Raw genomic sequence first — 12840 nt, forward strand, 5'->3', positions numbered from 1 at the left:
ACAGTGGAGTGTAATAGCAGGTCGTGTCAGATTTACAAACGAGACTAGCACATTTAGTTAACTATTCATCGCAGATGATTTTTATCGGCTGCGATGCTATTGCTGATCAACAAAAATACCTTACGCAGTTTCTTACGCAACAGGGTGAAAATGCTGAGGTTTCTTTTTTAACTGCGGAACCTGACCTATTGGCACCAGATTACCGCAGAACCATATGTCGACAATTGATTAATCAACAAGTGGGAAGTTTCGTGCGCCCACTTTATGAAGAGATCTCATGCCAAGATGAGCATCAAAATACCTTTATTATTTGTATATCCAAAGCAGATCTGCTCCCAAATGAGTTTTTAAGCGAATTGTGGCAATGGGTAGCTCGAACAAGAGCTAGTAATGGTCAAATACACCTTAATATCTTACTCTTTGGCAGTAATGACTGGTCTGAAAAAGCGCAACGCTGGCTCCCAGAAAAAAACAATGAAAGTCCAGTACTGCTGTCTAGTCAAGCCGTTGATGCGGTAGGTTTCGACGTTAACGCGCTTGAGTCTCTAATGGCACAAAAGCGAGCTTTTTTTGCCAATAAAGGTCTGTTCGGCGAGACTAACAACGCGACTTCGTTTATCCAGCGCAAATGGTTTATAGGGGCTGTATTGAGTGTCTTCTTAGCCGTATTCGCCGGTTTAGTGAGTTGGCAGTATCCTGAGCAAGTACAAGCTTTACTTGCTACCGGTAGTTTGCCAGATTCACAAGACTACCAGCAACAACCCATTCCAGTAGCAAAATCTGAACCTGAGGTGTTAATCGAAGTAGATGAGACACAAGATATCGCTACAGAAAACACATCAGTAACTGATGAAATCTTAGCTGGAAAATGGCAACAAGAACCAGCGTCTTCTCAATCCTTAACAGCCCCCCAAGAGCAAGTACCAAATGAACAAACGCTTATCTCAGATTTAACACAAGCACTTCCAGCGCAAACTGCAACCGCAGATACAATAGATGACGATACTGGGCCTAGAGAAAAGGATTTTAAAGTGCCAGACATCATAAGTGTGGAACAACTCGATCAAAGCTTGGGCGAGAGTTTGCTGGTAGAAGATACGCAAAGTGCAGAACAAGGCGCTTTTGTTGCTGAAACAGTTACCAATCCGACGTCAACACCAGTCCCCCTAGAAAGTAATAGTTCGAAAGTTTCTACTGCCCGCGCTTTAACGAATGAATTAGACACCTTAGATACAGGTTTAATAGATGAATATCGTTTCGATGAGTCACTTTTGTTGCAGTTACCCAACGATCAAGTTGTGTTGCAACTCTCGGGTATAAAAAATCCTGAAGTGTTGAACACTTTTATTACCAGCAACAACTTACAAACAAGAACTTGGATTTACCAAACACAGCGCTACGGTGGCCCCTGGTATGTGGTATTGTACAACGACACTTTTGATTCCATTGATTTGGCCTTAGCTCAGGTAAGTAGCTTGCCAGAAAGCGTTCAAAATTCAGGTCCCTTTGCTAAAAGTGTTGGGCAAATTCGCAACGAAATTATTCGTCAATAAGACGTTCACTTAAGATATTAGCTACAACTTTTCAAAGTGTTTGTTTAAGTAAATAATCACTTTTCTAGGCATATTTTTTACCGCAAAAACTTCCATCGCCGCCTTTCTGTCACCATTGCATGCGATCATCCTAGGGGCTGCAATTTGATACAACTTAAATCCGTAGCTGCGATAAGCTTTGATAATTCGCTTAGTTGCCTGATTTGAAATAACAACTGGATTTTTGACTTCAGCTACCCAATCTAATAGTCGAATCTGGTCATCCCACTTAAAATCAACTTGGCTATATTGGGTAAATTCCACATCATATGGGGGGTCCATATAGATAAAATCATTATCTTCGAGGGTTATTTTGGCAAAATCACCGCAGCGAAATTGCCATTGAGAAAGACGCTGCTGGTAATGATCAAAATTGGTTTGATAATTGATGGTTTTATAACGACCAAAAGGCACGTTGTAGAAGCCCGAGCGATTAAACCGACATAGACCATTAAACCCTGTCCGCATTAAATAATAAAACAATGAAGCCGCTTCTGCTGTATTGTATTCACCCTTAGCGATCAATTGGTTAAACTTTTCTCTGGCCGAATAAAATTCATCTTCGTTATTAGAATAAACTAAATCAAATGCTAGACCAGATTGAATCTGCTGATAAAAATTAATCAAATGCAAATTTGCATCATTTAATACAGCACTAGAAGGGTTTAAGCCCAAAGCTACCGACATTCCGCCTACAAAGGGTTCGACTAGGCGAGAATGAGGAAAATGTTGGTAAATTACTTGTAACTTTGGCACAAGCCAACGTTTCCCACCGGCCCACTTTAAAGGTGGAGAAAGCTTTAAATGCATTTTGCGAAATATCTTTTATTATTATGGTCTGTTAGACAAGCGGCTAATGATATAGCCATGGTAATTGTTCACCCATTTTTTATCAACACTGGACTAAAAAGAAAACGAAAATGGCCGATACTAAGAGGAGCAACAGGGAAATAGCTCTGTGAACCTATTCGTTTAAAAAACAATGATTTTATTGAGATAAGTGGCATAAACAGGTATTTTGGGATACCAAAGCTTCATCTTTCTGCTTACAAATTTCATTGATACTTATAGAATACGCAAGTTTTTAGACTTTTATGCCTCATTTGGTTGCTGTATATATAATTTAAGGATATTCATGAATATGATTCGGGGATTGCTTTCCAAGATGTTACTTATGGTCATTATTGTGGCCGTAATATCTTTAGCAGCTTCCTTTACCTTTGTGAGTATTCAGCAAAAGCGGGCATTAGACGAAAATATCCAACTCATAAAAGAGTCTCATAGACGCTCAGCGAAAACGCTATTCGAAAATTTCCTTTCCAACCAAATATTACCATTTACTGAAGAGTTAGTTAGATTAGGCGGCGTTGCAGGCTCAGACCCAGACAACGTGCACAGCTTTTTGCGCGAAAACTGGCCAAGAATCAAGGTCACATTTTCCTTTGAATCTATGTCTTTTTCTAAAGACGATAAACATTATAATTTCGGTCGATTTCCGACTCAGGAAATGCGAGAACAGCAGTTTAATGTTGAAACGACTATGAGTCCTCGCACTAACATAATTTGTCATGCCAAGTGTGAACTTGCCACCACGGTTCCAGTGCTTTCAAATAAACAAAACTGGTCTTTGTCAGTACTTACAGAAATGGGACCATCAATAGACCTATTAAGCAATATCATCAACAGCGATGTAATTGTGTTATTGCCAGGGCAAAAAGCAAACCCTGTGGATTACACCCTAACCCGTTACACCGCCATTTCTGAATTTATGACCGGCCAAGAGCGTCTGACTCCTATCTTTCAGCTGTTGTTAACGCCTGAACAAATTGAGCAGTTAGAAACAGAAGGCTTACAGATGAGCGCTGGTGATAAAGACTATTATATTTGGTTTGAATCTCTAGAAGGTGTTGGAGACAACCTAGATCTTATATTCGTTCGCGACATGTCAGTCATGCTCTCTCAGCAGAGAGAACAAAAACAACAAGTCATCATCACCTTCGTTGCTATGACCCTAGGCGTTCTATTGTTTTTGATGCTATTTTCAATCATCCCTATTTCCAAAATAAATCAGTTGAAACGTGCAATTAAATTAATTGGTGCTAAAGAATATAATATCGCTCGTTATCGGCTAGGCAAAGCAAGACGTACCATATTCCCCGACGAACTTGATGATCTAGAAGATGAATTTAGAACTGCCATTGATGTTCTAGAATCTTATGAACAAGAATTATCTAATTCGCAAAAACGACTTGTTCGCCAAGCAACCATCGACAGCATTACAGGCCTTTTCACGCGAAACGTGTTAATCGAAGATCTCGCAAATATGAATCGCGAACAACATGTATCAAATGTCGCCATCTTTTTCTTAGATTTAGACGGATTTAAACCGGTGAATGATAACTTGGGGCATGAAGCCGGAGATATCATGTTGAAAAAGATTGGATACAGACTCAAAGGCGTGATCAACAAATTTATTCGCGTTTATCGTATCGGTGGAGACGAATTTGTTATCTGCTTTACTAATTATTCAGATAATGACGCACTAGTAAAAATGGCAGATCAAGTGGTGGAACTATTTGCCGCGCCTTTCCATGTATACGATACCAGCATTACCATTAGTGCTAGCATAGGTATCGCTAAGCAAAAAGCGGTAGAAATTGAACCCGATATTCTGTTGCGATACGCAGATATCGCAATGTATCAAGCAAAAGAAGAAGGCAAAAATCGTTACAAATTCTTTGATGAATCTATGCGTGAAAACACGCAACAACGCTTTATCATTAAAAACGATTTCAGTAGTTCTCTGGCCGATGGACAGCTTTTTGTTGTATTCCAACCTATAGTCACCAGTCAATCTAGAGTAGTGACAAAATTAGAAGCTTTATGCCGTTGGAAACACCCTACTTTAGGGTTTATACCACCTTTAGTATTCATTGATGTACTTGAAGAAAGTGAAAATATGAATACTTTGTTCGAATGGATCGTTGATAATGTCATTGGTGAAATTCGTTATCTAGATGGCATCGGACTAGACGATATTATTGTGTCAATAAATCTAAGTACCTCGCAATTGGTGAACGATACGGCGTTATTGATTTTAGATAGTAAATTGTCTTCATTTGATATTGAGCCTCACAGAATTGAAATAGAAATCACCGAAACGTCTTTAATATCAAATTTCAATCAAGCCAAAAAATGGATTGATAAAGCCAAAGAAATTGGCTTTCGCATTGCCATTGATGACTTTGGTGCGGGATATTCTTCACTTTCTTACTTAACCGCCTTCCCATTTGATACCGTCAAATTGGATAGGTCGTTATTAAATAATATCGATAAAGATGTAAGACAACAAAGGATTGTCGGCTCCCTTACTCAAATGCTGCATGGTTTATCTGTTCCTATAGTCGCTGAAGGTGCAGAAACAGAAGAACACTTTGAACAATTGAAACTATTGGGGTGTGATTATATTCAAGGCTATTTAGTTTGTCGCCCGGTCGAACATGAAGCTCTAGTGGATTTTTTACAGCATCAACACTGATCAGTATTAAATACTGTCTGCTCAGCTTGGCATTTGGCAGACGTCTTTTACAGCATTATATTAACGAATACTAAAACCACTCCAATAAAAACTGCAAACACAAGAATCCCCATAATAATAAAAGGCAGGATAGAATCATTTTGGGTGAAATCTTGGTTATATTTTGCTTGAGATTGCACGCCGAAAAACGCGGCTAATACGCTCTGCAATACACTCAAAATTCGTTTAAGCACCGAGCTTACTTTTCTCTGTTGAGGAGTTCTAACAAATCGAGATAATGAAACTCGGTATTACCGGATTGGTTAGCTAGCCAAGTTAGCCAAGTTATGTTTTGATTATTGCGGTTACATGCAACGCTGGCGTTCGACTGAATCGAGGGTTGCGTACTAAACACATCGCCATTTGAGTGAGTTGATAAAATCGATTTGCAAGGAGCACTATACTGGATCATCAGGGCATTAACTGCCACTACTGATACAACAGCGGTGAACAACAAGCTGGCAAAGAACTTTTTTAAGCTGTAAGCGTGTTTCTTCATCAGAGTCTCCCTTTTAACTTGATAAAGTGTACTCTTTTTATACAAAAACGCCAACATTAAATGTTGGCGTTGTACAAATAAAGTTTAAATGACTTTATTAAAGTTCGAAACTCTTCGCGATTGAGAAATAAACTGTCTCATCATCATCTAAGTCGCTGTCGCTAAGAATAAACGCAACACCGATATCGAAACCTTCAAAAGTAGTACCATAGCCAACTTCTACATAGTCACCGCTGTAGTCGCCACCAAATTTACCAGCAGTTGCTGACAAGCCTTCGTATTCGAAAGTAAGACCAGTGAATGTATAGCTGTCATCTGGAAATGCTTCGCCGTCTCTTTCACCAATGGTGTACTCTAGGCTAAAGTAAGAGATACCAGCGTAAAGGTTAATTTCGTCATATTGAGTATCGAAATCACCCGTGTATTGATAAGTAGTAACGCCAGCACCTAAGCTTAGTCCATTATCAAATTCAAAACCGTAACCAGCATATAAATCAACTTCTAGGCCTTCTTCAACGTCAGCAACCCAAGTACCAGCATAGAAACCGCCAGCTTCTACATCTACACCACCGTTAGCAGTAGCAGTAGAATTTTGAACGATACCGCGGAAGTGATATTCACTTAATAAACCAACATTAGCAGACCATTCTTGTGCTTGAGCAGCTGAAGAGATAGCCAATCCAGCAAATACACTGGCTGCTAAGGTCGCTTTTTTAAAAAATTTCATGTGTGTTCTCCAATGTGAAAAAATTTTTTTTACGTTTTGATTTAAAATCTGCCGCTTAAAATTATTTTTGTTATAAGCCTTGATTCTTTTTAGCAAGCTTAATGCCACCCTATTAAAAATATTAAATTTTGTTTACATTACTGTTTTTTAACATTTTTTTATTATTTGCGAGTTTGAGTTCGTGACTTAGCGGGCCGTAATATACAAAATAAAAAATCTAAATGCACCAAAAATATGCATCCTCACCAAATTAAAGCAAAAATAAAGATTTTCAAATTGATGATAGTTTTCGGTACACTCTCGGGGTACGAATTACTTAAGGAAAAAGCATGCTTATTGCGCCATCAATATTATCTGCAGATTTCACAAAATTAGGTCAAGAAGTAGCAGATGTTATTCAAGCTGGTGCCGACATAGTGCATTTCGATGTAATGGACAACCATTATGTCCCTAATCTCACTTTTGGACCCAAAATCTGCAGTGATTTGGTAAAGTTTGGTCTCGATAAGCCAATTGACGTCCATTTGATGGTGACGCCAGTCGATGACCTAATAGTTGCATTCGCTGATGCCGGAGCAAGTATGATCAGTTTTCATCCCGAGGCTAGTTTACACCTAGATCGCAGCATTAATCTTATCAAAAGTAAAGGTTGCAAAGCGGGTTTAGTCTTAAATCCCGGTACCTCACTAACAGTGCTAGAAGAAGTATTGCCAATGCTAGATTATGTGCTTCTAATGTCAGTCAATCCTGGTTATGGCGGCCAAAGCTTTATTCCGTCAACTATTGACAAAATAAAACGTCTGAAAAGTATGCTTGAAGCCCGTAATCTTGATATTCCTATTGAAGTTGATGGGGGAATTAATGCAGATACCATCTCAGACTGTTACAACGCGGGGGCTTCAATATTTGTAGCAGGATCTGCCATATTCAATAGTGACAATTATCAAACAACAATCAATCAATTAAGACAAGTAGCAAGTAAATAAGGAAGTATTGAGTGTCAACTTCACAAAAACCTAAAGTATTAAGTGGATGTCAACCCAGCGGACAACTTACCATTGGTAATTATATGGGGGCCCTAAAACAGTGGATAGCCATGCAAGATACTCATGATTGTGTCTACATGATAGTCGACTTACATGCCATTACTGTCCGCCAAGATCCAGAAAAACTACGCCAAGCTTGCTTAGACGGTTTAGCGCTTTACATTGCATGCGGTATAGACCCCATGAAAAGTACAATTTTTATGCAATCCCATGTTCCCGAACATGCTCAGCTTGCATGGGCGCTTAATTGCTTCACTCAAATGGGTGAACTTAACCGTATGACTCAGTTTAAAGATAAATCTCAAACCCATAGCAATAACATTAATGTTGGTTTATATACTTATCCAGTGCTTCAAGCTGCAGACATATTGTTGTATCAAGCAAATGAAGTTCCCATCGGTGAAGATCAGAAGCAGCATTTAGAGTTAACTCGCGATATTGCCACACGTTTTAATAACATTTACAGCGACATATTTACTCTGCCAGAACCTTTTATTCCCAAAGAAGGTGCTCGAGTAATGAGTTTGCAAGAACCAAGCAAAAAAATGTCTAAATCTGACGCCAACACCAATAATTTTGTCGGATTATTAGAAGACCCAAAAAAAGTCGCAAAGAAAATAAAACGTGCCGTCACCGATAGTGACGAACAAGCGCGTATCTATTTTGATGTAGCTGAAAAGCCTGGGGTTTCTAACTTACTTTCCTTGTTATCCTGTGCCACTGGTAAATCCATAGACTCTTTAGTACCAGAATATGAAGATAAGATGTATGGCCACCTTAAAACCGATGTTGCTGACGCCGTTGTAGCGTTAATACAGCCCATTCAAGATGAATTTCAACGTGTACGAAGTGACCAGACTTATCTGGACAAGGTGATGCGTGAAGGTAGCGCTAAAGCAAAAACACTGGCTGCCGATACTCTCAATAGAGTGTACTGTGCGTTGGGGTTCTTAGGTAGACCTTAATAGTGGTTGTAATTATTGATAACTACGACTCGTTTACCTTTAATCTTGCACTATATTTTGAGGAATTGGACCAGTCAGTAGTTGTTTATAAAAATGACCAAATTGATTTAAATGCCCTTTATGAGCTTAAATTTGATCATCTTGTAATCTCTCCTGGCCCCTGCTCTCCTGATGAATCAGGAATTTCGATACCGGCAATTTCGGCCTTTAAAGGCCGAAAGCCAATCCTTGGTGTCTGTTTAGGACATCAAGCAATTGCGCAACAAGCAGGAGCATCAATTATCAGGGCTAAACATATCCGGCATGGTAAAACGTCTCGCGTAAGTACACTTAATGACAGCGTGCTGTTTAACAATTGTGCCAGAAGTTTATCTGTTACTCGCTATCATTCTTTGATTATCGACCCAGATACGCTTCCGGATAGTTTTACAGTAAGTGCTTGGTGTAACGATTTTGAAGACACTGAAATTATGGCCATAGAAGATAGAAAAAATCGCGTTTATGGTATTCAGTTCCATCCAGAATCATTGCTTACAGAATATGGACATCAAATGTTGTTGAATTTTGTTCAAAATGGATAGTCACCAAAGATGAAAGAAAGCGTTACTCAACTGACCAATATCATCAATGATAGGTTTGAATATTACCTTGTTTCTATGGACGAGGCTATTATTGCGTCGGGGCGTAAAACTCGGAAAATGCAGGAACTTGAAGATTCTGAACAGTTCGAAGCCAGACGCGAACTATTGTTCATCGAAGAAGTGGCGAATCGTAAGCGTGAAGAAGAAGCGACGGAAGAACATTCCTACCAAGACAAGGTAGAAAAGTTGTTTCATGACCAGCTAATTCTAGATATGGAAAAGCTTCTAAAAGATCCCGCTGAAATAATGAAATCAACGCTGAAATTCGATCCTATCGTGGGTAAACTTTTAGATATTTTGTACACTGAGTCTTGCTCTATTTCACGTTTAGTAGCTTGCATTGAACAATTACCTTGGCTGGATAAAAGTATTATTAATTTTATTCGCCAACCAAAATATCGCCGCTTAGATTCTCACGGGCATCCACTGATAATTAAAACACTTAGAGCCGCATTGAGTTTCATTGGTATTGAAAGCCTACGCAAATTGATTCCCGTTTTAATTGCAAAACACTTCGTGCCTGTCAAAAATGATTATATTCCTGATATTCATAAACATCTGTGGTTGTACACCATAGGTACAGGTAATGTAGCGCGCATTTTAGCCCCTAGCATGGGCATTAAAGAGCATATCGGCTTTAACCTAGGTTTGTTCTCTACCATAGGCAGAGCCGCAATTGCGCAAATGTACATTAAAATGTTCGACCTTAAATTGCGCGATCACGTCATTGCTGCGCGTAAAAAAGAAGATCGTAATTTAGCCAAAGCCTTAATTAACATTGCACCATCATCCAAGTATCTGGTTCTTTTTTGGAAGAAGTTTGCGCTCAAAGCCACGGTTGAGATGATGGCTTCATTAAACATGCGCTGGTTAATGATCACGCCTGGTTACGACGATTATACTCGTATTCGCCAAACTACATATAAATATATCGAACAAAACAAATTACATCCCTTAACGAGTTTATTGTTTAAATCCCACGGGTTTATGCAGTTTAAGCTATTGCAATCTAGCCAGTTAATTACGAAAGAAGTATCCCAGCTTTATTTAAGAAATTACGGCATTACAGCACAAGATGTTTCGTTATTGTCTAACACCAATTTAACTGGGTTAGAGCTTAGAATCGCAGAAAAAATAGAAGGAGAATAAAAATTTTTTACTGCATGATTATTCATATTAAAGATGTTTAAAAGTTAATATTTTTACGACTTCGTCCATTAATCTCGCAATGGGGCTTATTTATTCAGTAATTTCCCCAATTCTCTTTATCCTTCAAATAAATATTCAATTTACCTGCAATTTACTGCATAGACCTTTAAAAACAAAGCGTTGAGTTAAATTTCCATGGCGACTCAGCGATTTTTTTCTGGCATACTATGCGCCATTAACGGCCATGATTTTTACAAATTTCGATTTTAAAAACTCACGCCACTATCCAAATTGAATTTATTTTTTAACTTATTTTACATAGAAGTGTGTTAAACATAGGTATTGAAAATTACAAACAGCAAAGAGGTGCAACATATGCAAGTAACCAGAGAAACCTTTAACGAAGTAATGGTACCAAACTATAATCCTGCGGCTATGGTACCGGTCAAAGGCAGTGGTTCTCGCGTATGGGATCAAGATGGTCGCGAATATATTGATTTTGCAGGCGGCATCGCTGTAAACGTATTGGGCCATTGCCATCCAGAATTGGTGCAAGTATTACAAGAGCAAGGTAGCAAACTTTGGCACTTGAGCAATGTATTTACTAACGAACCTGCACTTCGATTAGCCAAAAAGTTGGTCAAAGCCACTTTCGCCGACAAAGTTTATTTCGCCAACTCGGGAGCTGAAGCCAACGAAGCAGCACTGAAGTTAGCTCGTCGTTTTGCGCTGGACCATTTTGGTGAAGAAAAAGATCAAATCATCTCATTTAAGCAAGGTTTTCACGGGCGTACCTTTTTCACTGTCACTGTAGGCGGACAACCAGCTTATTCCGATGGTTTTGGTCCTAAGCCTGGCGGCATAGTGCATTCTGAATACAATAACCTAGAGATGTTGGCAGGTTATATGTCAGATAAAACCTGTGCAGTCATGATGGAGCCTATGCAAGGTGAAGGCGGCATCATAGTACCTGATGCGTCATTTGTCGCCGGCGTACGTGAACTTTGTGATAAACACAATGCCCTTTTAATATTTGATGAAGTACAGTCTGGTGTTGGTCGAACAGGTCAACTTTATGACTATATGAACCTCAATGTTGTGCCAGATATCCTAACCTCAGCTAAATCCTTGGGTGGCGGATTCCCCATTGGCGCTATGCTTACTACAGATAAAATAGCGGAATCGTTAAAGGTGGGAACACATGGAAGTACATACGGTGGTAACCCCTTAGCTTGTGCGATCGCAGAAAAAGTGTTGGATATCGTTAATCAACCAGCAATTTTTGAAGGTGTGCTGAAAAAAGAAGCCCTGTTCAGAGAAAAATTGCAGGAAATTAATGACAAACATCAGGTATTTGCTGAAATTAGAGGCAAAGGCATGCTGTTGGGTTGTGCATTAAATGAAAAATATCAAGGTAGAGCTCGTGACTTCTTAATGGCGGCTGCCGAAGAAAATCTTATGTGCTTAGTTGCGGGTGCCAGTGTTGTGCGTTTCGCACCTTCATTAATAATTCCTGACCAAGACATCATTGAAGGTTTGGAAAGGTTTGACCGCGCAATTGCTAATTTGATAGCTAAAGAAGACTAATCATGTTGCTTATCAGACCCATCACGGAAGATGATTACCCCTCATTGCTTGCCATTGCGCAAGAATCTGGTGTTGGATTTACTTCGTTACCAGTAAATGAAGCTTTGTTGCGCAAAAAAATTGAAGTGGCGCAGCTTGCATTTGCAAGCAATCCATTGGCTCCGGGTAATCAATCCTATTTATTCGTGATGGAAGATACTGAGACTGGGGAAGTTGTTGGCACCTCTGGTATTGAAGCCACAGTGGGCCTTAATGATGCGTTTTATCATTACCACAGAGGCAAAGTAGTACACGCATCAAGGGAGCTAGGTGTACATAATACGGTTGAAATTCTCACCTTTTGTAATGACTATACAGGTGTAAGTGAAATCTGTACCTTATTTTTGCGCGAACAAGCTAGAAAAGGTATGGCCGGACGTTTGCTATCTCGTTTTCGCTTTTTGTTTATGGCCCAGCACCGTAAACGCTTTGCAGATATTGTTATTGCAGAAATGCGCGGTGTGTCAGATGAACACGGAAAGTCCCCATTTTGGGAGTGGTTGGAACACAACTTTTTCTCCATGGACTTCCCTACAGCAGATTATCTAACCGGCATTGGTAATAAGGTGTTTATCGCCGAATTGATGCCTAAGTATCCCATCTATGTAAATTTACTGTCTAAAGATGCTCAAGCTTGTATTGGTAAAGTCCATGAAAAAACCAGACCCGCGCTTAGCATGTTAGAAAAAGAAGGTTTTAAACACCGAGGCTATGTGGATATTTTTGATGCAGGCCCCACGGTTGAAGCCCATGTAGAAAATATAGAAACAGTAAAATCAAGCCAAAAAGCTAGTATTCAAGTAGTAGATAGCCTACCTGAACACAGTCCAAATTATATCGTAATTAATAATTACGTTTCCGACTTTAGAGCATGTATGACCAAAATGCATAAAAACGATAATGGTGACATGCTTATGACGGCGTCAACGGCTAAGGCGTTATTGATCTCAGACGGAGATTCTATTCGCTATACCCCTTGCCCGACGAGACCTCGTCAAATCAAATAATAGGAGTACCT

Annotated in this window: 12 protein-coding genes; 8 read left to right on the forward strand and 4 right to left on the reverse strand. The window is 39.4% G+C overall.

The features are described 5' to 3' along the window. Positions 1 to 23 precede the first annotated feature (23 nt). Complete coding sequence (locus ACNKW3_RS12025; RefSeq protein WP_427399540.1) at positions 24 to 1553, forward strand: SPOR domain-containing protein; 1530 nt, start codon at positions 24 to 26, stop codon at positions 1551 to 1553. 21 nt (positions 1554 to 1574) lie between these two features. Here the strand turns inward: ACNKW3_RS12025 and ACNKW3_RS12030 are convergent, their stop codons facing one another. Beyond that, positions 1575 to 2402, reverse strand: a complete 828-nt coding sequence (locus tag ACNKW3_RS12030; RefSeq protein ID WP_427399541.1) for a DNA adenine methylase — start codon at positions 2400 to 2402, stop codon at positions 1575 to 1577. A 325-nt stretch (positions 2403 to 2727) separates the two neighbouring features. Here ACNKW3_RS12030 and ACNKW3_RS12035 point away from each other — a divergent pair, with 325 nt between their 5' ends. Continuing rightward, positions 2728 to 5130: a putative bifunctional diguanylate cyclase/phosphodiesterase gene (locus ACNKW3_RS12035; RefSeq protein WP_427399542.1), complete on the forward strand. Its 2403-nt coding sequence runs from the start codon at positions 2728 to 2730 to the stop codon at positions 5128 to 5130. A gap of 47 nt (positions 5131 to 5177) precedes the next feature. On the opposite strand, the gene ACNKW3_RS12040 is transcribed toward ACNKW3_RS12035, so the two are convergent. The 3 genes from ACNKW3_RS12040 to ACNKW3_RS12050 form a co-directional block, all read right to left on the reverse strand. After that, entirely contained in the window at positions 5178 to 5363 is a 186-nt protein-coding gene (locus ACNKW3_RS12040) for a DUF2970 domain-containing protein (protein WP_427399543.1), read from the reverse strand. Between the two features lie 5 nt (positions 5364 to 5368). Further along, entirely contained in the window at positions 5369 to 5668 is a 300-nt protein-coding gene (locus ACNKW3_RS12045) for a hypothetical protein (protein WP_427399544.1), read from the reverse strand. A gap of 97 nt (positions 5669 to 5765) precedes the next feature. Beyond that, positions 5766 to 6395: a TorF family putative porin gene (locus ACNKW3_RS12050; protein WP_427399545.1), complete on the reverse strand. Its 630-nt coding sequence runs from the start codon at positions 6393 to 6395 to the stop codon at positions 5766 to 5768. A gap of 329 nt (positions 6396 to 6724) precedes the next feature. Between ACNKW3_RS12050 and rpe the strand changes: the two genes are divergently transcribed. The 6 genes from rpe (at position 6725) to astA (ending at position 12829) form a co-directional block, all read left to right on the forward strand. Continuing rightward, positions 6725 to 7381, forward strand: a complete 657-nt coding sequence (gene rpe, locus ACNKW3_RS12055) for a ribulose-phosphate 3-epimerase (RefSeq protein ID WP_427399546.1) — start codon at positions 6725 to 6727, stop codon at positions 7379 to 7381. 11 nt (positions 7382 to 7392) lie between these two features. After that, on the forward strand, positions 7393 to 8406 hold the full coding sequence (gene trpS / locus ACNKW3_RS12060) for a tryptophan--tRNA ligase (RefSeq protein WP_427399547.1): 1014 nt from the start codon (positions 7393 to 7395) through the stop codon (positions 8404 to 8406). Between the two features lie 2 nt (positions 8407 to 8408). After that, positions 8409 to 8987: an anthranilate synthase component II gene (locus tag ACNKW3_RS12065; protein WP_427399548.1), complete on the forward strand. Its 579-nt coding sequence runs from the start codon at positions 8409 to 8411 to the stop codon at positions 8985 to 8987. A 9-nt stretch (positions 8988 to 8996) separates the two neighbouring features. Beyond that, positions 8997 to 10196 carry an HDOD domain-containing protein gene (locus tag ACNKW3_RS12070; RefSeq protein WP_427399549.1) on the forward strand — a complete coding sequence of 400 codons (1200 nt, stop codon included), beginning with the start codon at positions 8997 to 8999 and terminating at the stop codon, positions 10194 to 10196. A 375-nt stretch (positions 10197 to 10571) separates the two neighbouring features. Then, positions 10572 to 11783 (forward strand): aspartate aminotransferase family protein, encoded by a 1212-nt coding sequence (locus ACNKW3_RS12075; protein WP_427399550.1) that lies wholly within the window; start codon positions 10572 to 10574, stop codon positions 11781 to 11783. A gap of 2 nt (positions 11784 to 11785) precedes the next feature. Continuing rightward, positions 11786 to 12829, forward strand: a complete 1044-nt coding sequence (gene astA, locus ACNKW3_RS12080) for an arginine N-succinyltransferase (protein ID WP_427399551.1) — start codon at positions 11786 to 11788, stop codon at positions 12827 to 12829. Positions 12830 to 12840: the final 11 nt, after the last annotated feature.

It is taken from the genome of Glaciecola sp. 1036, from assembly GCF_050306235.1.
Classification (GTDB): Bacteria; Pseudomonadota; Gammaproteobacteria; order Enterobacterales; family Alteromonadaceae; genus Glaciecola.

Excerpts from the sequence above, each read along its gene's own strand:
- ACNKW3_RS12030 (WP_427399541.1), bottom strand. The coding sequence starts at position 2,402 with ATGCATTTAAAGCTTTCTCCACCTTTAAAGTGGGCCGGTGGGAAACGT.
- ACNKW3_RS12075 (WP_427399550.1), top strand. The coding sequence starts at position 10,572 with ATGCAAGTAACCAGAGAAACCTTTAACGAAGTAATGGTACCAAACTAT.
- ACNKW3_RS12050 (WP_427399545.1), bottom strand. The coding sequence starts at position 6,395 with ATGAAATTTTTTAAAAAAGCGACCTTAGCAGCCAGTGTATTTGCTGGA.
- ACNKW3_RS12035 (WP_427399542.1), top strand. The coding sequence starts at position 2,728 with ATGAATATGATTCGGGGATTGCTTTCCAAGATGTTACTTATGGTCATT.
- rpe (WP_427399546.1), top strand. The coding sequence starts at position 6,725 with ATGCTTATTGCGCCATCAATATTATCTGCAGATTTCACAAAATTAGGT.
- ACNKW3_RS12045 (WP_427399544.1), bottom strand. The coding sequence starts at position 5,668 with ATGAAGAAACACGCTTACAGCTTAAAAAAGTTCTTTGCCAGCTTGTTG.
- ACNKW3_RS12070 (WP_427399549.1), top strand. The coding sequence starts at position 8,997 with ATGAAAGAAAGCGTTACTCAACTGACCAATATCATCAATGATAGGTTT.
- astA (WP_427399551.1), top strand. The coding sequence starts at position 11,786 with ATGTTGCTTATCAGACCCATCACGGAAGATGATTACCCCTCATTGCTT.